Origin of the sequence: Qipengyuania proteolytica, assembly GCF_019711565.1 — a bacterium.
GTDB classification, from domain to species: Bacteria; Pseudomonadota; Alphaproteobacteria; order Sphingomonadales; family Sphingomonadaceae; genus Qipengyuania; species Qipengyuania proteolytica.
On record NZ_JAIGNN010000001.1, the window covers coordinates 917,755 to 939,323 of the forward strand.

16 protein-coding genes are annotated in these 21,569 nt (G+C 65.6%); 4 read left to right on the top strand and 12 right to left on the bottom strand.

All coding sequences use genetic code 11. The features are described 5' to 3' along the window. Complete coding sequence (locus tag K3172_RS04500; protein ID WP_221587364.1) at positions 1-1,182, bottom strand: CapA family protein; 1,182 nt, start codon at positions 1,180-1,182, stop codon at positions 1-3. Between the two features lie 140 nt (positions 1,183-1,322). Beyond that, positions 1,323-3,272 carry an acetate--CoA ligase gene (gene acs / locus K3172_RS04505; protein ID WP_221587366.1) on the bottom strand — a complete coding sequence of 650 codons (1,950 nt, stop codon included), beginning with the start codon at positions 3,270-3,272 and terminating at the stop codon, positions 1,323-1,325. Between the two features lie 140 nt (positions 3,273-3,412). Between acs and K3172_RS04510 the strand changes: the two genes are divergently transcribed. Continuing rightward, on the top strand, positions 3,413-3,835 hold the full coding sequence (locus tag K3172_RS04510) for a hypothetical protein (RefSeq protein WP_221587368.1): 423 nt from the start codon (positions 3,413-3,415) through the stop codon (positions 3,833-3,835). A 71-nt stretch (positions 3,836-3,906) separates the two neighbouring features. Here the strand turns inward: K3172_RS04510 and cysN are convergent, their stop codons facing one another. Both cysN and cysD read right to left on the bottom strand, forming a co-directional pair. Then, positions 3,907-5,814: a sulfate adenylyltransferase subunit CysN gene (gene cysN / locus K3172_RS04515; RefSeq protein ID WP_221587370.1), complete on the bottom strand. Its 1,908-nt coding sequence runs from the start codon at positions 5,812-5,814 to the stop codon at positions 3,907-3,909. Next, positions 5,814-6,755, bottom strand: coding sequence for a sulfate adenylyltransferase subunit CysD (gene cysD, locus K3172_RS04520; protein ID WP_282098603.1), 942 nt, complete (start codon positions 6,753-6,755; stop codon positions 5,814-5,816). Before cysD ends, cysN begins: the two co-directional genes overlap by 1 nt. A 59-nt stretch (positions 6,756-6,814) precedes the next feature. On the opposite strand from cysD, the gene K3172_RS04525 reads away from it, so the two are divergent. After that, the gene (locus K3172_RS04525) at positions 6,815-7,825 is read left to right on the top strand and encodes a helix-turn-helix transcriptional regulator (RefSeq protein ID WP_221587374.1); all 1,011 of its coding nucleotides are present in this window, start codon (positions 6,815-6,817) and stop codon (positions 7,823-7,825) included. Positions 7,826-8,006: 181 nt separating this feature from the next. Here K3172_RS04525 and K3172_RS04530 read toward each other — a convergent pair whose 3' ends face one another. Further along, the gene (locus K3172_RS04530; protein WP_221587376.1) at positions 8,007-8,753 is read right to left on the bottom strand and encodes an acyl-CoA dehydrogenase family protein; all 747 of its coding nucleotides are present in this window, start codon (positions 8,751-8,753) and stop codon (positions 8,007-8,009) included. A gap of 11 nt (positions 8,754-8,764) precedes the next feature. Then, the gene (locus tag K3172_RS04535) at positions 8,765-9,901 is read right to left on the bottom strand and encodes an acyl-CoA dehydrogenase family protein (RefSeq protein WP_345725590.1); all 1,137 of its coding nucleotides are present in this window, start codon (positions 9,899-9,901) and stop codon (positions 8,765-8,767) included. 138 nt (positions 9,902-10,039) lie between these two features. Here K3172_RS04535 and K3172_RS04540 point away from each other — a divergent pair, with 138 nt between their 5' ends. Then, positions 10,040-11,461: an aldehyde dehydrogenase family protein gene (locus K3172_RS04540; protein ID WP_221587381.1), complete on the top strand. Its 1,422-nt coding sequence runs from the start codon at positions 10,040-10,042 to the stop codon at positions 11,459-11,461. Between the two features lie 67 nt (positions 11,462-11,528). On the opposite strand, the gene K3172_RS04545 is transcribed toward K3172_RS04540, so the two are convergent. The 6 genes from K3172_RS04545 to K3172_RS04570 are packed head-to-tail and all read right to left on the bottom strand — an operon-like array spanning position 11,529 to position 18,935. Next, a complete protein-coding gene (locus K3172_RS04545) occupies positions 11,529-12,167 on the bottom strand; it encodes an isochorismatase family protein (RefSeq protein WP_221587383.1) in 639 nt (212 codons plus the stop codon). Beyond that, positions 12,167-13,363, bottom strand: a complete 1,197-nt coding sequence (locus K3172_RS04550) for a CaiB/BaiF CoA transferase family protein (RefSeq protein WP_221587385.1) — start codon at positions 13,361-13,363, stop codon at positions 12,167-12,169. Before K3172_RS04550 ends, K3172_RS04545 begins: the two co-directional genes overlap by 1 nt. Beyond that, positions 13,360-15,255: a hydantoinase B/oxoprolinase family protein gene (locus tag K3172_RS04555; protein WP_221587387.1), complete on the bottom strand. Its 1,896-nt coding sequence runs from the start codon at positions 15,253-15,255 to the stop codon at positions 13,360-13,362. Before K3172_RS04555 ends, K3172_RS04550 begins: the two co-directional genes overlap by 4 nt. A 10-nt stretch (positions 15,256-15,265) precedes the next feature. Beyond that, positions 15,266-17,314 carry a hydantoinase/oxoprolinase family protein gene (locus K3172_RS04560; RefSeq protein WP_221587389.1) on the bottom strand — a complete coding sequence of 683 codons (2,049 nt, stop codon included), beginning with the start codon at positions 17,312-17,314 and terminating at the stop codon, positions 15,266-15,268. After that, entirely contained in the window at positions 17,314-18,258 is a 945-nt protein-coding gene (locus tag K3172_RS04565; protein ID WP_247717921.1) for a hydroxymethylglutaryl-CoA lyase, read from the bottom strand. The genes K3172_RS04560 and K3172_RS04565 overlap by 1 nt, the downstream gene beginning before the upstream one ends. After that, entirely contained in the window at positions 18,255-18,935 is a 681-nt protein-coding gene (locus K3172_RS04570) for a GntR family transcriptional regulator (RefSeq protein WP_221587391.1), read from the bottom strand. The genes K3172_RS04565 and K3172_RS04570 overlap by 4 nt, the downstream gene beginning before the upstream one ends. A 114-nt stretch (positions 18,936-19,049) precedes the next feature. Here K3172_RS04570 and K3172_RS04575 point away from each other — a divergent pair, with 114 nt between their 5' ends. Next, the gene (locus tag K3172_RS04575) at positions 19,050-21,566 is read left to right on the top strand and encodes a TonB-dependent receptor (RefSeq protein ID WP_221587393.1); all 2,517 of its coding nucleotides are present in this window, start codon (positions 19,050-19,052) and stop codon (positions 21,564-21,566) included. Positions 21,567-21,569: the final 3 nt, after the last annotated feature.

Genomic DNA, 21,569 nt, shown 5'->3' on the forward strand with positions numbered 1-21,569 from the left:
CTACCGGCTCGGTTCGAGCTCGTAATAGGCACCCAGTTCGGTCTCGCCGAAGGTCCCCGCCAGCCCGTTGGAGCCCTCGCGCGCCTGGATCGCACTCATTACCCTGCGGGCTTCGCGAATGTCGACCGGACGGGCCTGGAAGCCGGTGGTGCGGTTGTTCGCGGCAATCGGGAACAGACGCACGCGCGGCGCGCTGCCCTTCTCTCCCGGGAATGCCAGTTGCGCGGCAAACCCGTAGGGCTGCACCTTGGTGAAATCCTTGTACCGGCCGGGCGCGAGGAAGATGAAATTGCCGAGCCCGTACACGATCCACTTGCCGCGATACCGCTCGATCTCCTGCACCGTGTGCGCATGATGGCCGAGCACCATGTCGGCACCTGCATCGATCAGGGCGCGGCCCAGTTCGATTTCCTTGGTGTAGACCCATGCATAGTTGCGCCCCCAATGCGGATAGGCGATGACGAACAGATCAGGATACTGAGCGCGCAGGCGGGCAATTTCTCCGCGCAAGTATTTCGGGTCGACCGGCGCGAGGCCGGGCGCATCGGCTCCGGCGTAGGAATCGAATCCATCTGGCGCCGGAATGTTGGGCGCAAACCCTGCGAAGACGGCCACCGCCGCTTGGGATCCATCGGCCCGGTCGAAAGTGTAGACGAAGGGCGCGCGCGCCTCTGCGAGATCGGCGCCGCCACCGAAATGGGCCGTGCCTTGTGCGTCTAGTTCGGCGATGGTCTGTTCGAGGCCGGCCACGCCCTGGTCCATGCCGTGGTTGTTCGCCAGGCTGACCACGTCGATCCCGGCGAATTTGATCGCGCCGGCGGCTTCCTCGGGCCGCGACCAGTGCAGATATTCGCGCGTTGCGGCGAGCGGATTGTCCGGCTGCGGGAGCGACAGCGGCCCTTCGAGATTGGCGATGGTCAGGTCCGCGTCTGCGATCAGCGGCATCAATCCCTTGAGGCTGTCGCGATAGCGCCCCTCGAACGTATGCGGGCCGTCCTTGAGCCGCCCATCGGCAGTTCGCTCGTAGCTCTCGGCAAAATGGAGGTCGCCGCCGACGAGGATGGTTGTGGCGGGGGGAGAGGCGGGTTCGTCGGTCGCGGCGGGGCCGCAGGCGGATATGGCGCCCACGGCAAGGGCAAAGAGCGCCCGGCGCATCCAGCTTGCGTAGCGGCTTTGCATCATCTCCCCCCCTCTTCGATCATCGGGCAGACAGGGGTGGACTATCGGACCGGCTTTGGAAAGGGCCGGAGGCCGTCGAACCTGCCGCCGACCCATAGCAAGACAGGTGCGGCGCCAAGCGGTTGGATGCCGTAGCAGCCGGCCTAGCGGTTCTGCCGCCCCCCGATCAGCGCCTCGACGACCGACGGGTCTGCCAGCGTCGAGGTGTCGCCCAGAGAGCCGAAATCGTTCTCCGCGATCTTGCGCAGGATCCGCCGCATGATCTTGCCCGAACGGGTCTTGGGCAGGCCGGGGGTGAAATGGATGTGGTCGGGCGTGGCGATGGGGCCGATCTCCTTGCGCACCCACTGCCGCAGCTCGGCAGCGAGTTCATCCGACGGCTCGTCGCCCACCTTGAGCGTGACGTAGCAATAGATGCCCTGACCCTTGATGTCGTGCGGGAAGCCGACCACCGCAGCCTCGCTGACGCGGGGATGGAGCACCAGCGCGCTTTCGACCTCGGCCGTGCCCATGCGGTGGCCGCTGACGTTGATCACGTCGTCCACCCGGCCGGTGATCCAGTAATAGCTGTCGGCATCGCGCCGGCATCCGTCCCCGGTGAAATACTTGCCCTTGTAGGTGCTGAAATAGGTCTGCACGAAGCGCTCGTGGTCGCCATAGACGGTGCGCGCCTGGCCGGGCCAACTGCGGGTGATGCACAGGTTCCCCTCGGCTGCGCCGTCCAGCACCGCGCCGTCATTGTCGACCAATTGGGGGGAGACGCCGAAAAAGGGCTTGCCCGCGCTGCCCGGCTTCATGTCGTGCGCGCCGGGCAGGGTGGTGATCATGGTGCCGCCGGTTTCGGTCTGCCACCAGGTATCGATCACCGGCGTGGTGCCGCCACCGACGTTGTCGTGATACCAGCGCCAGGCCTCGGGATTGATCGGCTCGCCGACCGAGCCGATCAGCCGCAGCGCGGACAGATCGTGCTTCGCCACATGCGCCTCTCCCTCGCGCATGAGCGCACGGATCGCGGTGGGGGCGGTGTAGAAGATGTTGACCTTGTGCTTTGCGCACACCGCCCAGAAGCGGTCGTGATCGGGATAGTTTGGCACGCCTTCGAACATCAGCGCGGTCGCGCCGTTCTGAAGCGGGCCGTAGACGATGTAGCTGTGCCCGGTGACCCAGCCGATGTCCGCGGTGCACCAGTAGACCTCGCCCTCCCGGTAATCGAAGACGTAGCGGAAAGTGGTCTCGGTCCAGACCGAATAGCCGCCGGTCGTATGCAGCACGCCCTTGGGGCTGCCGGTCGATCCGGAGGTGTAGAGGATGAACAGCGGGTCCTCGGCATCCATCGGCTCGCAGGGGCATTCGGTGCCGACATCCGCCGACAGCTCGTGATACCAGTGGTCGCGACCTTCCGTCATCGCCACGTCGCCGCCGGTGTGGCGGATGACGAGCACCGCCCTGGCCGAGGCCTTTGCCAGCGCCGCATCGACATTAGCCTTGAGCGGGATGGTCTTGGAACCCCGCAGCCCCTCGTCGGCGGTGACGATCCAGTCGCTCCTGCAATCCTCGACCCGGCCCGCGATCGCATCGGGCGAGAAGCCGCCGAAGATCACCGAATGGATCGCCCCGATCCGGGCGCAGGCGAGCATCGCAAAGGCACCCTCGGGCACCATCGGCATGTAGATCGTGACCCGGTCGCCCTTTTGCACACCCATCTTGCGGAGCGTGTTCGCCATGCGGACCACTTCGGCCTTGAGTTCGGCATAGGTGATGGTGCGGATTTCAAAATCCGGGCTGTCCGGCTCGAATATCAGGGCCACGCGATCGCCGTTCCCGGCCGCGACATGCCGGTCGACCGCATTGTGGCAGATGTTGAGCTTGCCGTCGTCGAACCACTTGATAGCGACAGGGTCGAAGCTCCAGTCGGCGATGGTCGTCGGCTGTTCGAACCAGTCGAGCCGCTTCGCCTGTTCCGCCCAGAACGCATCCGGGTCGGCGAGGCTTTCGGCATACATGCGCTCGTAATCGGCGGCCGTGCAATGCGTCCCCTCGGAAGCGCTCGCGGGCCGCTTGACCCATTCGCCGTCATGCGCGGTGTTGCTCATCGGGGGCTCTCCTGCGTAATCCTTATCCGCCGGTTATTCAGAACCGGACGCGGCACCGCAAGGGCGAAAACGCCCGATTCTTGCTGTGTTAAGGCTCCCGGTGTAGAAGGCGGGCAACGACCAGCAAGCGGGAAGCAGACATGCGCAAGGTTCTCATCGGTGTTGCGGCCATGGCGACGCTCCTGACGGGCGGTGCTACGGCGTTCGCCCAGAACGAAGCTGACCAGGCGATCGCATCCGACCAGACAGGCGCGCTAGATGCGCCGGAAACGTGGAACTGCCGCAAGATCCAGCCCGAATATTCGGACTGGCTGGAGGATGGCAACGCGCCCGAAAGCTGGCGCTATGTCGGCAAGACCTATCGCGATGTCGCGACCGGGGAAACCTACACCTGGCAGGATTGGCTCGACTGGGCCGACCGCGCCAATTGCGCCGCGCTGGCCGATCCGGGGACGACCGCCGGTGCATCGCAAAGCAGGCTACTGATCGGCGCGGCGATCACTGCGTTCGGGACCGGACTGATCGGGGCGAGCGGCGGGTCGGGGCCCAAAAGCCCGGGCTGATCGCGGCCCGACCCGCACGAAAAAAGGGGCGCCTTGCGGGGCGCCCCTTTTCGTTTGTCAGTGGCCGGTGATCACTTCAGCGGGAGGATTTTGCCGATGATGTAGTCGGCCGCCTCTTCGGGGCTCATCTCGACCGTGTTGACCCGGATTTCCGGGTCCTCCGGCGCTTCGTAGGGGCTGTCGATCCCGGTGAAGTTCTTGAGCTTGCCCTCGCGCGCCTTCTTGTAGAGGCCCTTGACGTCGCGCGCTTCGGCAACCTCCAGCGGCGTGTCGACGTGGATCTCGATGAACTCGCCTGCGTCGATCATCTCGCGCACCAGCTGGCGGTCGGCCCGGAAGGGCGAGATGAAGGCGGTGAGCACGATCAGGCCCGCATCGGTCATCAGCTTGGCGACTTCGCCGATGCGGCGGATGTTCTCGATCCGGTCGCTCTCGGTAAAGCCGAGGTCCTTGTTGAGGCCGTGGCGGACATTGTCGCCATCGAGCAGGAAGGTGTGGCGGTTCATGATCGCCAGTTTCTTTTCCACCTCGTTGGCGATGGTCGACTTGCCCGAGCCGGACAGGCCGGTGAACCACAACACGCGCGGCGTCTGGTTCTTCATGCCCGCGTGATGCTCGCGGGTGATGTCGGTCGCCTGCCAGTGAACGTTCTGGCTGCGGCGCAGGCTGAAGTGCAGCATGCCGGCGCCGACCGTGTGGTTGGTGATCTTGTCGATCAGGATGAACCCGCCGAGCGCGCGGTTCTCCGCATAGGGATCGAACACCACGCGCTTGTCGGTGGTGATCTCGCACACGCCAATCTGGTTGAGATGGAGCGTCTGGCTGGCCAGATGGTCCATCGTGTTGACGTCGATCTCGTACTTGGGATGCGCGACGGTGACGCTGACCATCTGCGTGCCGAGCTTCATCCAGTAGGCGCGGCCGACGACGAGCGGTTCGTCGTCCATCCACACGATGGTGCTCTCGAACTGGTCGGCAACTTCCGGCGGGCTGTCGGCCGCGGCGAGCACGTCGCCGCGCGAACAGTCGATCTCGTCCTCGAGGCAGATGGTGACCGACTGGCCGGCCACCGCCTCGTCGAGATTGCCCGACATGGTGACCACGCTCTTGACCTTGCTGGTCTTGCCCGAAGGCAGCGAGCGCAGCGTGTCGCCGGGCTTCACGGTGCCGCTGGCGATCAGGCCGGAGAAACCGCGGAAGTCGAGGTTGGGGCGGTTGACCCACTGGACCGGCATGCGGAAGGCCTTGTCGACATCGCCCGCAGCGTTGACTTCGACGCTTTCGAGGTGGTCGACCAGCACCGGGCCCGAATACCACGGCGTGTTGGCCGAATGGGTGGTGATGTTGTCGCCCTTGAAGCCCGAGATCGGGATCGCGGTGAAGCTTTCGATACCGATGCTTTCCGCGAAGTGCGCGTAGTCTTTCACGATCGCGTCGAACTGCGCCTGGTCGTAATCGATAAGGTCCATCTTGTTGACCGCGAGGACGAGGTTCCTGATGCCCAGCTGGTGGCACAGGAAGCTGTGGCGCTTGGTTTGCACCAGCACGCCCTTGCGCGCATCGATGAGGATCACGGCGAGGTCGGCGGTCGAGGCACCGGTCACCATGTTTCGCGTGTACTGCTCGTGGCCCGGACAGTCGGCGACGATGAACTTGCGCTTCTCGGTCGCGAAAAAGCGATAGGCGACGTCGATCGTGATGCCCTGTTCGCGCTCGGCGGCAAGACCGTCGACCAGCAGCGCGAAGTCGATTTCCTGCCCCTGCGTGCCGACCTTCTTGCTGTCGTTCTCGAGCGCGGCCAGCTGGTCTTCGAAGATCATCTTCGAATCGTACAGCAGGCGGCCGATCAGGGTCGACTTGCCATCGTCCACGCTCCCGCAGGTGATAAAGCGCAGCATCGACTTGTTCTGGTGCTGCTCGAGATAGGCGTCGATGTCCTCGGCGATGAGGGCGTCGGTCTGGTAGATGGGGTCGGTCATCAGAAATAACCCTCCTGCTTCTTCTTCTCCATCGACGCGTCGCCCGCGTCCTTGTCGATCACGCGGCCCTGGCGTTCGCTGGTGGTGGTGAGAAGCATTTCCTGCACCACCTCGCTCAGCGTGGCGGCCTCGCTCTCGACCGCGCCGGTCAGCGGGAAGCAGCCGAGCGTGCGGAAGCGGATCGATTTCTCGGTGATTTCGGGGCGGTAGCCCATGACCTTTTCCAGCCGCTCGAGGTCGTCGGCCATGAACAGGCCGCCTTCGTATTCGAAGGTCGGGCGCGGCGCGCTGAAATAGAGCGGCACGATCTCGATGTTCTCGGCCATGATGTACTGCCAGATGTCGAGTTCGGTCCAGTTGGAGAGCGGGAAGACGCGAATGCTCTCGCCCTTCTTCTTGCGCGCGTTGTAGAGGTTCCACAGCTCGGGGCGCTGGTTCTTGGGGTCCCAGCCGTGCGAGGCGGTGCGGAAGGAAAAGATGCGCTCCTTGGCGCGGCTCTTTTCCTCGTCGCGGCGGGCGCCACCGAAGGCCGCATCGAAGCCGTATTTGTCGAGCGCCTGCTTGAGGCCCTCGGTCTTCCACATGTCGGTGTGGAGGGGGCCGTGGTCGAACGGGTTGATGCCGCGCTCGACGGCTTCGGGGTTCTGGTAGACGAGCAGTTCCATGCCCGCGTCCTGCGCACTCTTTTCGCGCAGCGCGTACATGTCCTTGAACTTCCAGGTCGTGTCGACGTGGAGCAGCGGGAAGGGCGGCGGCGAGGGGTAGAACGCCTTCTTGGCCAGGTGCAGCATCACGGCGCTGTCCTTGCCGATCGAATAGAGCATCACCGGCTTGTCCGCCTCGGCAACCACTTCGCGCATGATGTGGATGCTCTCGGCCTCGAGGCGCTGGAGATGGGTGAGGGTTGTCGCGTCGCTCATCGGAACTCCTTTTCGGTTCAGATAGGTAGCGATTGAGGAATCCGTTGGACCTCCCAAATGGGAGGTATTACAGGGCCCGCATGCGTATTCCCAATATCGGCGAGGTCGAGCTGCTCGTGCCGCTGCAGGACGGCGTGTTCGAACAACCGATGTGGGGGACGTTCTTGCGGCGGCTCAGGCGCGTGGCGGGCGTGTCGGCGGCGGTGCTGAAGGTGCGCCTGCCGGGATCGCGCGACCCGCTGCTCCTGTCCGATGGCGAAACGGAGCGCGCGCAAGAACTGCTGCATGCCGACATGCGCGAAGGCCGGGTCTATTCGGGTGACGAGCTGGCACTGGGGCAGGGGACAGACATACGTGCCCTGCGCCTCAGCGAGGAGAGCGGCGTCGAGGCATGGATCGCGCTGGTCGGCGTGGACCTCGACGCGGAGCATTCGAGCCTGCTCACCGCGCTCGCACCCTATCTGCGCGTCGCGTTGCGCGTCCTCGCCAGCCTCGAGCGCGAGAAAGCCCGCGCTTCGCTGAGTGCCGATGCGCTGAGCCGCATGAATTTCGGCTGGATCGCGCTCGACGAGCGATGCCGGATCGTGGAGTGCGACCCGCAGGCCGAGCGATTCCTCGCCCGCTCCGGCGCGCTGCGGCGCGGGCCGTACAACCGCCTGACGCCGTCTTCCCCCGCCATCGACCGCCAGCTGACCGCGCTCGTCCGCGAATGCGCGACCGACCGGCGGCTGCGTCCCCGCGCGCTCAACCTCAGCCGCGACCCCTGGATCGAGGTGCTGGTCTCGCCCGTCCATGTCGAATCGCTGGCGGGAGACAGCCGGGCGGTGGCGATGGTCTACCTCCGCGGCGACCGTTCCTCCAGCGCGGACCGGCACGAACAACTGGCCGACCTGTTCGACCTGACCCCGGCGGAAGCGCGACTGGCGTGGTCGCTGTCGCAAGGGCTGTCCATCGCCGAGGCGGCCGAGCAGCACGGGCTGACCGTCGAAACAGCGCGCTACTATTCGAAAAAGATCTACGCCAAGACCGGCGCGCGGGGGCAGGTCGACCTGGTGCGCAACATCCTCACCGGCGTGCTCGCGCTGGCATGACTTTCCTACAGGGCGGGAGACGCGCTAGGACGGACGCCGCTCTTTCTCGTGACCAAGTTCCCAAGCCACCCCCCGAAAACGGGCAATGTGTCGCCTTCGGCCCGATCTGGTCGAAAAACACATGATAAATCAATCGAATATTCCGGACGAGCAAAGGCGACACCGAGTCGCCTTTGTCGCCTTAGTCGCGCTGCTCCGGATCGGTGCGTGCGGTCAGGTCCGGCCAGAAGGCGTCCGCGCCGCGCGCGATCACCGCTTCACCCAGCACCTTGCTCCAATGCGCATCGCCGCCGAAGTCGCTGCGCCACTGCCACAGGCGGCGGGTGAGTTCGTGCAGGCCGTATTCGCGCGTGAAACCGATGGCGCCGTGGACCTGGTGCGCCACGTTCGTGCCGATCCCGACCGCGCGATTGGCGCGCAGCTTGGCGGCGGCGACTTCGAACCGCGCCTCGCCGCGGTCGAGCGCCTGCGCCGCGCCCATCGCCGCGCAATTGGCGGCTGCCGCTTCGCAGGCGAAACTCGCGAGGCTCTGCTGCACCGCCTGGAACTTGCCGAGCGGGCGGCCGAATTGCTGGCGCTCGTTGACGTAGGCCACCGCGATGCCGAGCGCCGCATCGAGCGCGCCGGCGATCTGTGCCGAACGGGCAAAGGCGCCAAGCAGGAAATGCGTGTCGCTGCCTTCCTCGGCCCGGCTGGCGATAATGGCCTCCGGCAAGGGCAGGGCGAGGGCATGGAAGCCTGCAAGGCGGAACACGACGAGCGCGTCCTCCCAGCTACCGCCGAAACCGCCGTCCGCTTCGCTCACCAGTAGCTGCGGCAGGCCCAGTTCCTCGATCCGTGGCCAGTCGCGCTCCATAGTCGCGCCCGGGCCGAGTTCGGCGAACAGCGGATCGGCCATCTCGGCCAGCATGCGGCGGGTATCGTTCATCCCAGTCCCCGTCATCGAAGCCCGAGCCCCCGCGCGATGATGCCCTTGAGGATTTCGCGCGTCCCCCCGCGCAACGAGAAGCTGGGCGATACCTGCAACAGATACGCCGTGACCCGGGCGAGCGCCTCCTCGCCCGCGAGGTCCATCTCCACCGCAGCCTGCACCAGTTCGGGGATCGCCTGTTCGTAGGAATTGCCGAGGTCCTTGACGATGGTCGCCTCCAGCGCCGGGTCCTCACCGCGCGCCAGCTTGGCGGCGACCGAGGCGCTCATCAGGCGCAGCGTCCACGCCTCTGCCGCCAGCCGCCCGACGAGGTCGCGCACCGCCGGATCGGGATGCGCTTCGGCATGCCGCACCAGTTTGAGGAACAGCACCATCGACGAGAGGTACCGCTCCGGCCCCGAGCGTTCGAGCGAAAGCTCGGCCGTCGCCTGCCGCCAGCCCTGGCCTTCCTCGCCCAGCAGGGCCGAGGCGGGGAGGCGCACGTCCTCGAAGAAGACCTCGTTGAACTCGTGCGCACCGGTCAGGTCGATGATCGGCTTCACCGACACGCCCGGCGCATCCATCGGGATGACGAATTGCGAGAGGCCCGCCTGCCGCTCGCTCCCTGCCTCGCTGCGGATAAGCGCGATCATGAAATGGCTGACATGCGCTCCCGTGGTCCAGACTTTCTGGCCGTTGATGACCCACTCGTCCGCATCGCGCCGTGCCGATGTGCGCACCGAGGCGAGGTCAGAACCCGAACCCGGTTCGGACAGGCCGATGCAGGCGAAGGCCTCGCCGCGTGCAATCGCGGGGACCCAGCGGCGCTTCAATTCCTCGTTTCCCAGTCGAAGCAGCAACGGGCCGCTCTGCCGGTCGGCGATCCAGTGCGCGCCCACCGGGGCGCCTGCCGCAAGTAGTTCCTCGATCACCACGTAGCGTTCGAGCTGGTCGCGCTCGTGCCCGCCGTAGTCCTTGGGCCACGTCATGCCGAGGAGGCCAGCCTCGCCCAGCTTCCGGCTGAATGCGGGGTCGGCCTTGGTCCAGCAGTTCGCGCGGCGCACCGGGTCGCCCTCGCCGTGTTCGGCGACCAGCGCGCGGACCTGTTCGCGCAATTGCACGGCCGTATCGGGCCATTCGATCGCTTCGGTGGCGAAGGTCTGCACGCGCTCTCCTCTCCCTGCCTCTCTCACCAATTTGCCGCCGCATCGCAAGACCCGTTGCAACGAGCAACGAATCCCGACAGTGTATCGGCAAGAGAGACGAGTCCCCCCTGATCCCCAAGACTCCCGAGGAGAGAACCCATGACCGACTACAAGAACCTGATCGACGGCGAGATGGTCGACAATGGCCAATGGCTCGACGTGGTGAACCCGGCGAACGAGCAGGTCATCGCCCGCGTGCCCGCCTGCGGCAAGGACGAGCTCGACCGCGCTGTCGCCGCCGCGCGCCGCGCGTTCAAGGAGTGGAAGAAGACCTCGCCCGAAGAACGCCAGAAGGTCGTCCAGGGCATCGCCGCCGCGATCAAGGACAATGCCGACGAACTGTTCCGCCTGCTGACGAGCGAGCAGGGCAAGCCGCATGCGCAGGCGCAGCAGGAAATCTACGGCGCGGCGGGCCTTGCCGCGGCCCAGTCGACGCTGACGCTCGACGACGTAATCAACCAGGATGACGAGCAGCGCCTCAGCCGCACCCGCCGCGTGCCGGTGGGAGTGGTCGGCGGCATCGTGCCGTGGAACTTCCCGGTGATGATGGCGATCCAGAAGATCGTGCCCGCGCTGGTCGCGGGTTGCACTATCGTGCTGAAACCCTCGCCCTTCACGCCGCTCACGACGCTGCGGATCGCGGAACTGATCAAGGACGTGGTTCCGGCCGGGACGGTCAACATCATCACCGGCGAGGACAGCCTCGGCCCACTGATCACCGAACACCCCGACATCGACAAGATCACCTTCACCGGCTCGACCGCGACTGGCAAGAAGATCATGGAAGGCGCCGCGGGCGACCTCAAGCGCATCACGCTGGAACTCGGCGGCAACGACGCCTCGATCGTCCTGCCCGATGCCGATGTCGAGAAGGTGGCCGAACAGCTGTTCTGGTCGAGCTTCTCCAACGCCGGCCAGATCTGCGTCGCCGCCAAGCGCGTCTACATCCACAAGGACATCTACGATGACCTGTCGAAGGCGATCGCGGACTACGCGAAGAGCGTCGTCGTGGGCGATGGATCGCAGCAGGGCACCGGCGTCGGTCCGATCCAGAACAAGAAGCAGTTCGACCGCGTGTGCGAGCTGATCCAGGACGCCAAGGACCAGGGCTACCAGTTCCTGACCGGCGGCAATGTCGATCCTTCGGGGACCGGTTATTACGTGCCGATCACCATCCTCGACAATCCGCCCGAAGACGCGCGGATCGTCGCCGAAGAGCAGTTCGGCCCGGTCATGCCGCTGATGAAGTTCGACACGGTCGACGAAGTGATCGAGCGCGCGAACAATTCGGAATACGGCCTCGCCGGTGCGGTCTGGACCAAGGACACCGAGAAGGGCCTCGAGATCGCCGAGCAGCTCGAGACCGGGACGGTGTGGATCAACGAATTCCTCCACCTTTCGCCCTTCGCGCCCTTCGGCGGGCACAAGCAGTCGGGCTTCGGCGCGGAATACGGCGTCGATGGCCTCAAGGAATTCACCTACCCGCAGGTGATCACGATCAAGCGCGACGCGATGGTCTGATCGCCGAGTGACAAAAGTGACATGAGCTGCGCCGGCAGCGGGGTATCCTAGAGCTCCGCTGCCGGCGTTACTTTTGCGCCGTGCCGCGCAGGATTTGTGCAGCGATGTCCTGCGAGATGACTTCGGCATACTTTGCCTGGAGGTCGAACAGGTTCGCCTCGTGCGGTGTCTCGTGCCGGTCGGCGCAGGCCTCGCGCACGACGAAGGGCGCAAAGCCGTACTGCAGTGCGTCGAGCGTGCTCGCGCGGACGCAGCCCGAGGTCGAGAAGCCGCCGATCACAAGTGTGTCGACGTCCCATTCGCGGAGCCGCTCGGCGAGAGCGGTCCCGAAGAAGGCCGAGGGGTACTGCTTGGTGACAACCAGATCGTCGCCCTGCGGCTGGAGGCCGGCAGGGAATTCGCCCAGCGGGGATCCCGCGTCGAAAGCCTTGAGGGCGGGGACCTTGCGGTAGAATAGCCCGCCATTCGCGCCGCCAGGCTCGTATTCGACAGTGGTGAAGATCACCGGGAGGCCGGCCGAGCGCGCCGTGGCGGCAAGCTGCGCGGCGACCTCGACCGCCGCACTGGCGGTGGCGCAATAGAAGGGCGATCCTTCGGCGGTATAGGCGCGCACCATGTCGACCAGCAGCAGGGCGGGGCGGCTGCCCGGCGTCAGGTGCCCGTCGTAGGTCGCAGCGTAGTTGGTGCCGAGGTCTTCGCCGGCCATCAGATCACGCCCTGCGCCTGCATCGCTTCCAGCTCCCGCGCACCGATGCCGAGCAGATCGCCATAGACCGCGGCATTGTCCTGACCGGGTTCGGACGGCGCGGGCCGCCTGACCGACGAGGGCGTCTTCGAGAATTTCGGGAAGGCGTTCTGCATTTTGATCGGGCCGCGTGTCTCGGTATCGACCTCGATGATCGCCTCGCGCGCCTGGAAATGCGGATCGGCCAGCATGTCCTTCGCCGTATAGACGCGGCCCGCCGGGATCGAATGCTCGATCATCAGCGCGTCGACCTCGTCGATGGTCAGGGTCGAAGTCCAGGCGTTGACGCGTTCGTCGAGTTCGAGCTGGTTCTCGCCCCGGGCGAGGTGGGTGGCATAGCGCGGATCTTCGGCGAGGTCCGGTTGCCCCATCGCGATGGCTAGGCGGGCGAAGATCGCGTCCTTGTTTGCGCCGATCATGAAGGGGCCGTCCTTGCAGCTATAGACGTTCGACGGCGCGATACCCGGCAGGATGGAGCCAGAGCGTTCGCGAATGAAGCCGTTGAAGTCGTATTCGGGGACCAGCCCCTCCATCACCTGCAGCACCGCCTCGTAGAGCGCCGTGTCGATCACCTGCCCTTCGCCGGTCCGTTCGCGGTGGTGGAGTGCGGCGAGCACGCCCATCGTGCCGTAGGTCGCGCACAGCGTATCGCCGATGGAAATGCCCATGCGCGCCGGCGGCCGGTCGGGCTCGCCTACGACGTAGCGCCAACCGCCCATCGCCTCGCCGATGCCGCCGAAGCCGGCGCGGTCCGAATAGGGGCCGTCCTGCCCGTATCCCGACATGCGCGCGATGATCAGCGAGGGCTTTTCCTTCAGCAACTCGTCGGGCCCGAGGCCCCATTTCTCGAGTGTGCCGGGCTTGAAGTTCTCGACCAGCACGTCCGCTGTCAGGATGAGCCTGCGCGCCAGCGCCTGCCCTTCGGGAACGCGCAAATTGCAGGTCACCGAGCGCTTGTTGCGCGCGATCACTTCCCACTGCACCTTTTCTTCGCCTTGGCCCCATACGCGCATGGGATCGCCCGCGCCGGGCGGCTCGACCTTGATGACTTCAGCGCCCATGTCGCCGAGCAGCTGGCCGCAGAAGGGCCCGGCGAGCAGCTGGCCGAGTTCGACCACCCGCAGGCCGGCGAGGGCACCGGGCGACACCGAAGTCACTCCGCCGCCTCCGCCATCTGCACGTGACCCCACTCGGGCTGGATCGGCGGTTTTAGCCCGGTCTCGGCCTCGCAATTGGCGCGCAGTTCCTCGATCGAGGGACCGTAGTCGAACAGCTTGTCTTCCGTGCGCGCGCTGCGCATCTCGTCACGCAGCGAGGCCGTCGCGGCCCCGTCGACCGTGCCGCTGGCGTCGGCCACCACGCCATAGTCACGCGCGCCTTCGGACGTCACGAGCCCCTGCCGGATCTCGAGCCCGACCGTCGCTGGATCGCGGTCGAGCGGATCGCCCCAGCCGCCGCCACCCCAGGTGATGTAGTGCAGCTGGTCGCCCGCGCGCACGGCGATGTCGTCGGTCTTGTTGCCGACGATCTCGGTCGTGCCATCCGCGCGTTCGAGCACCTTCCTCGCCCGCTTGCCCGGCAGGCCGTTGTTGACCCCCCAGGGCGGGACGAACCAGCGGTCGTCGTGGATGCCGATCTGCCCGTCGGCGAGGAAGCGGTACGTCATGTGGATGCCGTTGCCGCCGCGGTGGAGGCCCGCCCCGCCACTGTCGGGCTCGGTCTCGTACCGCTCGATCCGCATCGGGAAATAGCGTTCGAGGAATTCGTTGGGCACGTTGGTGAAGCCGGGCCAGAGCGAGTGCCCGTCCGGCCCGTCGCCCAAGGGGCGGCCGGGGATCCCGCCGAAGCCGATCTGGAACAGCTGGAACCAATCGCCCTCGCGTCCCTCGCGGTTGTCCCACCCCGAATAGAACAGGTGCGGGGAGGAGCTGAAACCCGCGGCATTGAGGAACTCCGGGGTCTTCTGCCCCAATAGTCCGCCGAGGATATCGAAGATACGCCCGAGGGCGTGGGTGCGACCCGACAGGGCTGCCGGGAACTTGGGCTTGAGGAGCGAACCTTCGGGAATGCGCACCTCGATCAGGTCGTAGAACCCGTCGTTGAACAGGATCTGCGGGTCGAAGACCATGATCATGTAGATGCCGAAGAACATCTTGAACATGTTCTCGTTGAGATAGAAGTTGATCGAGGCGGCGGACTGCGGATCGGTGCCGTCGAAGTCCAGGATGACCTTGTCGCCGTCGCGCCACATGGTGCACTTGATCTTGTAGGGGCCGTAGCCGAGCCCGTCGTCGCAGATGTAATCCTCGAAGCTCACCGGCTCCTCGGCCACCGCCATGCCGATCAGCGCCTTCATCGCGCGGTGGTTGCGCGCCAGCAGTTCCTTCGTCGCCGAGACATAGACATCGTCGCCGAAGCGGTTCGCCATCTCGACCACGCGATTGGCGGCGACGCGGCAACTGGCGATCAGCGCGTTGAGGTCCGCCTGGCACCAGTCGGGCTTGCGCGTCTGGTGCATCACCAGCTTCATCAGGTCTTCGTTGTATTCGCCCTTGCGCCAAATCTTGACCGGCGGGATGCGCACGCCTTCCTCGAAGATCGACTTGGCATCGATCGGCATGGAGCCGACGACCTTGCCGCCGATATCGCTCTGGTGGCCGAACATGGCGGTCCAGGCGAGCAGGCGACCGTCCTTGTAGACCGGCAGCAGCACCAGCCAGTCGTTCGAATGGCTGATCGCGCCTTCGCAGGAATAGGGATCGGACAGGAAGATCATGTCCCCGTCCTCGATCGTCCCGTCGAAGCCCTTCAGAAAGCCGTCGATGAAACTGCCGAACTGGCCGACGATCATCTTGCCGTCCGGATCGGCGATCAGCGGGAAGGCATCGCCCTGTTCGCGGATGCCGGGCGACATGGCGGTGCGCACCAGCGTCGCATCCATCTCGATGCGCGCGTTGCGCAGCGCGTTCTCGATGATGTCGAGCGTGACCGGGTCGATCGCGACCTTGCCGAAGGGGGTGGTGTTTTCCTGGATGATCTGGGCGGGCATGGCGTCGTCCTCAGGCGGGATTGATCAGGATATTGCCGACGGCATCAACGGTGGCAACGCAGCCGGTTTCCACCAGCGTCGTCGAATCCATCTCGGTGATGATGGCGGGTCCGGGGATGGTGTCGCCCTGTTTCAGGCGCGCGCGGTCATAGATGGCGGCGGGCAGTTCCTTGCCGTCCATCCACAGCGTGTGGTCGCGGATTTTCGCGGCGGAGGGGTCTCCGTCGCCCTTCTCCAGCTCGGCCGCGGGCAGTCGCGGGGCCTCGCCCAATGCCACGGCGCGCAGGTTCACGATCTCGTGCGGCGTATCCATGTTGAAGGTGAAAAGACGGCGATGCTCCTCGTCGAAGCGGGCGAGGATGCCCTCGATGCCCTTCTCGCGCAGGGTCGCCTGGTCGATGGTGAGCGGCACTTCGAAGGCCTGCCCGGCATAGCGTACGTCGACCTCGAACTCGCTCGCCACCTGGCTTTCGGGAATGCCGTCATTGGTCAGCTCGGTGCGCGTCTGGGCTGCCATCTCGTCGAGCACTGCGACGAGTTCCTCGACCCTGGTCTCGGTGGCGAGGCGGTTGAAGCTGCGCGCGGTCTCGGTGCGCATGCGGGTGGTGGCATCGCCGAGTGCGCAGAGAACGCCGGGCGAGACGGGGCTGATCGCGGGCCAGCTGCCCATCAGCTTGGCGACCGCGTTGACGTGCAGCGGACCCGCGCCGCCGAAGCCCATCAGCGCGAAGTGGCGTGGATCGTAGCCCTGCTGGACCGAGATCATCCGCAGTGCGCCGAACATGTTCTCGTTGACGATGTCGATGATCCCGCGCGCGGCCTCCATCAGCGGGATATCGAGCGCGTCGGCTATGGTCTGGACCGATTTCTTCGCGCCCTCGCGATCGAGCTTGAACGATCCGCCCAGCAGGTCTTCGGGCAGGTAACCGAGGACGACATTGGCATCTGTCACCGTCGGCTTGTCGCCGCCCTTGCCATAGGCGACCGGGCCGGGCACGGCGCCCGCGCTTTCGGGTCCGACGCGCAAGGCGCCGGTCAGTTCGGGAACATAGGCGATCGAGCCGCCGCCCGCGCCCACCGTCTTCACGTCGAGCGAGGATGCGCGGACCGACAGGTGGCCGACCTCGGTCGTGCGGACCCGTCGCGGCTCGAGGTTCTCGATCAGCGCCACGTCGGTCGAGGTGCCGCCCACGTCGAGCGTGAGGATGTTCTTGAACCCCGCATTCTTCGCGACCCAGAGGGCTCCCGTCACGCCGCCGGCCGGGCCGGACATCAGGATGTTGACCGGATGCTCCTCGGCCTTCTGGCTGCTCATCAGGCCGCCGTCCGAGCGTAGCAGCGAGAGCTTGCCGGTGACGCCGGCATCCTCGAGCTTGGTGCGCAGGTTGGAGACATACTTGCCGACCACCGGGCGGACCGAGGCATTGGCCACGGTCGATAGCGTGCGCTCGTATTCCTGCATCTCGGGCAGGACTTCGTGGCTGAGCGAGACGGGCACGTCCGGCATGACCTCGGCGGCGATTGCGCCGATGCGCTGCTCGTGCCGGCCGTCGACATAGGCGTTGATCAGGCTGACGGTGATGGCTTCGACACCTGAGTCGCGCAGCTGGGTCAGCTTGCGGCGGATTTCGTCCTCGTCGAGCGGGCGGACTTCCTTGCCGTCGGCGTCCATTCGCCCCTTGACCGTGACCGTGTCCTCGAGCGCGGCGAGCGGTTGCGGCTTGGGCCAGACGATCCATGCGGCAAGACCGCCCGGCACGAAGCTGCGCGCGATCTGCATGATGTCGCGATAGCCTTCGGTGGTGACCAGCCCGACCCGGGCACCCTTGCCTTCGAGCACGGCATTGGTCGCGACGGTCGTGCCGTGGAGGAAGAACTCGATCTCGCCCGGATCGACACCGGCAGCCTGCGTGATCGCGGTAACGCCGTTGAGGATCCCCTCAGAACTGTCATGCGGGGTAGAGGGCGTCTTGTCGCGCCAGAAGCGGCCCGTCTCGTTGTCGAACAGCAATAGATCGGTGAAAGTGCCGCCGACATCGACGCCAAGCCGGTAACGCATCAGGCCAGTTCCTCTTTTCGTTCTGTCTCGGGGCGCGGGAAGCCGCCCGCCTTGCCCACCATTGCGGGCAGTTGCTTGTCCATGACGCCGGCGAGCCAGCGGTTCGTTGCGATCAGGCTGTCGAGGTCGAGGCCGGTCGAAATGCCGGCCCGCTCGAGCATGTAGGCGACGTCTTCGGTTGCGACATTGCCGGCGGCCCCGGGGGCAAAGGGGCAGCCGCCGAGGCCGCCGATCGAGGCGTCGACAATGGATGCTCCCGCGCCGATCGCCGCCCAGACATTCGCAAGGCCGGTTCCGCGCGTGTTGTGGAAGTGAACCCGCACGGGCAGGGGGGCAATCGTTTCGCGAACCCGGGTCACGAGCCTCTCGACATGCACGGGATTGCCGACACCGATGGTATCGGCGAGCGCGATCTCGATCGGTCCGGCCTCCGCGATCGCCTCGGCCATGGCGACCACGCGGTCTTCCGCGACTTCGCCCTCGAAAGGGCAACCGAAGCTGGCGCCGATGGTGGCCTGCGCTGTCAGCCCTGCGTCCTTGGCGCGGCGGATGATGTCTTGCGCGGCCTCGACCGATCCGTCGCTGGTCTGCCCCTGATTGGCCATGGCGAAGGTGTCGGTGGCAACCGCCACGGCACCGAGCTGGTCGATCCTGCCGGTAGCGATGGCCCGATCCGCCCCGCGCGCGTTCATCACCAGGCCGATGAAGGTGACATCGCCGCGCTGCGGCAGGCCTGCACATACCTCTTCCGCATCGGCCATTTGCGGGACCGCCCGCGGATTGACGAAACTCGTGACCTCGATCCTGCGCACGCCGGACTCGATGGCGCGCTCGATCAGCCCCAGCTTGTGCGCGGTTGACACAATTGTACGCTCGTTCTGCAGCCCGTCGCGCGGGCTCACTTCGACCATTTCGATCGATGCTGTATACATTTTACCGCTCATGCCGTGCGCCTCCGTGCCCGGTTGTCGATGGCGGTGAGCCCGCGATGGGCGTCGGCATAGGCGTGGAATGCGCGGCGGATATGGCCCGACATGATGGCATTTGCCCAAGCACCGTCCCTGCGTGCGAAGGCCGCGAGCAGTTCGTCGTGCTCGCCGCAGGATCGGCGGAGCTCTTCCGCTCCATAGTGATGAGCGGTGCGCCAGACTACCGGCTGCTCGATCACCGAGGCGAGCAGCGAGACGAGCTTGCGCGAACCGGCGGCCTCGATGATCAGGGCATGGAATTCCTTGTTCCGTTCCAGAAAGCGGTCGACGTCGGGCGGGCTGGCCTGGACGGCATCGCGCAGGGCGGAATTGCAGCGTCTGAGCGCTTTCAGCGTGCCATCGTCCATCCGCTCGGCGGCACGCTGGGCGGCATGACCCTCGAGCATCGCGCGCAGTTCGAACACGTCGGCGATATCGTCGAGCGACCAGTCGGCGACAAAGCTGCGCTGGGTATCGGTGCGGCTCACCAGCATGTCCGCCTCGAGCCGCCGCAAAGCATCGCGCACCGGCGTGCGCGAGACGCCGCAGCGCTCCGCCAGTGCTTCCTCGCCGAGCGGATCGCCGGGCGCGAGTTCGCCCGACATGATCATCTCGCGTATCGTGCTGTAGGCGCGATCCGATGCGCGCGACATGGTTCTCTCCTGACCGCTTGACCGACTCGAATTGTATACAATAAGGATGTTGCGTCGCAAGTCACATTTGCCGTCCCGAAATTTCGCGGGACCGACAAACGGGGAGATTTCCTTATGCGTGGGTTCAAGACGCTTCTGCTTGCCAGCATTGCCGCCAGTCCGTTCACCGCCACTGCCGTTGCTGCACAGGAACAGGGCGACGCGGACACGGAAGTGACCGAAGGCGAGGTCATCATCGTCACGGCGCGCCGGCAGAGCGAGCGCCTGCAGGATGTGCCTGCCTCGGTCTCCGTCCTCACGGCCGACGCCTTGCAGAAGACCGGCGCCGACAGCGCCGACGATTTCGCGCAGCTCACGCCCGGCGTCACGATTGTGACCGGCACTGCCGAAGCGGGCGACACGCAGATCAACATCCGCGGCATCAATGGTGCGCGCGATGCGGAAAGCTCGGTCGCGCTCGTGGTCGACGGGATCCTGAAGACCAACACCGCGCAGCTCAACCAGCCGCAGGGAACGCTCCAGCAGGTCGAAATCCTCAAGGGCCCGCAGGGCGCGCTCTACGGGCGCAATGCGGCGGCGGGCGCGATCGTCCTGCAGACGCTCAAGCCCGGCGACGTCTTCGAAGGGGCGGTCCAGGCCTCCTATGCGAACGAGAACACCTTCGAAGCGACCGCCCATGTGGCGGGCCCGATCGCCGAGAACCTCGGTTTCGTCCTGTCCGGATATTACCGCACCACCGACGGGTTCTACCGCAACACCTTCCTCGATGCGAAGGTCGTCGACGACCAGGAAGTGTGGACGGTCGACGGGCGTCTGGTCGCTGATCTCGGAGAAAACACAGAACTCGACGTCAAGGCGCGCTACTCACAGCTGCGCGGCGCCTCGATCAACTTCAACGCCTCGTTCCACCTGCCCAATTTCGCGGCAGTCAACCCGGCTTTCTACGAGGACGTCAATCGCCACGAATTCAATTATTATAGTAATATCCGCCCGACCAACGAGCAGGACAGTTTCGATATTTCCGCGAAGGTCGAACACCGCTTCGGCGGCGACCTCGTCCTGACCGCCTGGGCGCTCTATTCCGATATCGCGCAAAGCCTGATGGCCGACGGCACCTCGGCGGACTTTGCCCGCTACATCGCCGCGGCCGATCCCGCGGGCGCAACAGCTGTCAATTCCTGCTTCGCCTCGACCGCTTCCCTCACGGGCTTCCCGGTCAACCAACCGGGGTTCATCGGGCAGATCCCCGTCCCGTTCATTTTCGCCCCGGCCAACGGCTCGACCTTTGGCGCCTACAGCCCCTCGACTTGCGACGGTACACAGCTGCAAACCCGCGACCAGCGCGACATCAGCGCCGAAATCCGCCTGGCGTCGGACAGCGGCGGCCCGCTCAACTGGCAGCTCGGGGTCTACTATCTCAACATCGACCGCGAGACCGGGGTGAGCCTGGGCGCCGATACCGGTGCGGGCGTGCTGCCGACGCTCTACAACGGGCCGAACAGTTCCAACCCCACCTCGCTGCTGCTCAACGACAGTTTCAAGACCGATGTCTATGCGGCTTTCGGGTCGATCGACTACGCGGTCACGCCGGAATTCGATATCGGGCTGGCACTGCGCTACGATATCGAGGATCGTTCGACGGCCTCGCTGGTGCCGACCGCGACAGACCCCTTCACCGGCGGCCCGATCAACCCCGGTCAGGCGTTCGGGACGCTGAGCCCCAAGGATGCGACCTTCAAGCAACTCCAGCCCAAGGTCAGCCTCAGCTACCGGCCGATGCCGAACCTCAACCTCTATGCCAACTGGGGCATCGGCTTCAAATCGGGCGGCTTCAACAACCAGGGCTCGGCGGCCATTATCGATCAGAACTTCAACCAGTTCATCGGCTCGAACGTCACCATCGAGGACCAGTACCGCAAGGAAACGTCGAGCGCCTTCGAGGTCGGTCTGAAAGGCAGCACGGCAGGCGGACGCCTGACCTTCGATCTCGCGGGCTATTACACCGAGATCGACGACATGCAGTTCTTCGAATTCTTCGTCGGGCCCTTCGGCCTGCTGCGCGTGGTTTCGAACATCGACAAGGTCAAGGTGAAGGGCTTCGAAGCCAATATCGGCGCGGAGATCGTCGACGGCTGGATGCTCTACAGCGCGCTCAACGTGACCGACAGCGAGATCGAGGCGAACAGCTCCCGCCCCGACACGGTGGGCAACAAGTCGCCCTACACGGCCGACTGGACGCTCAATATCGGGACCGAGATCGATACGCCGCTGACCGATACGATCGACCTCATCCTGCGCGCGGATTACCGCCTGACAGGGCCGACCTGGTTCCACTCGGTCCAGGACCAGGAGCGCCCGACGCTGTTCAGCGGCCTGCTGCCGATCTCGGCGCTCGGTCTGCCGGCCTTCGTCGGCAATGCGCGCTACGACGTGGCGCAGCGCGATACCTTCGGCGTGCTGAACGTGCGTGCGGGCCTCGAATTCGGAGACTTCAGCGCCGCCGTCTTCGCCAACAACGTGCTCGACGAGGAATATCTCAACGAGGTCATTCCGGCGATCGAGTTCGGCGGTTCGTTCATCTCGCCCGGCGCGCAGCGACTGGTCGGCGTCGAGCTGGGCTACAGGTTCTGACGC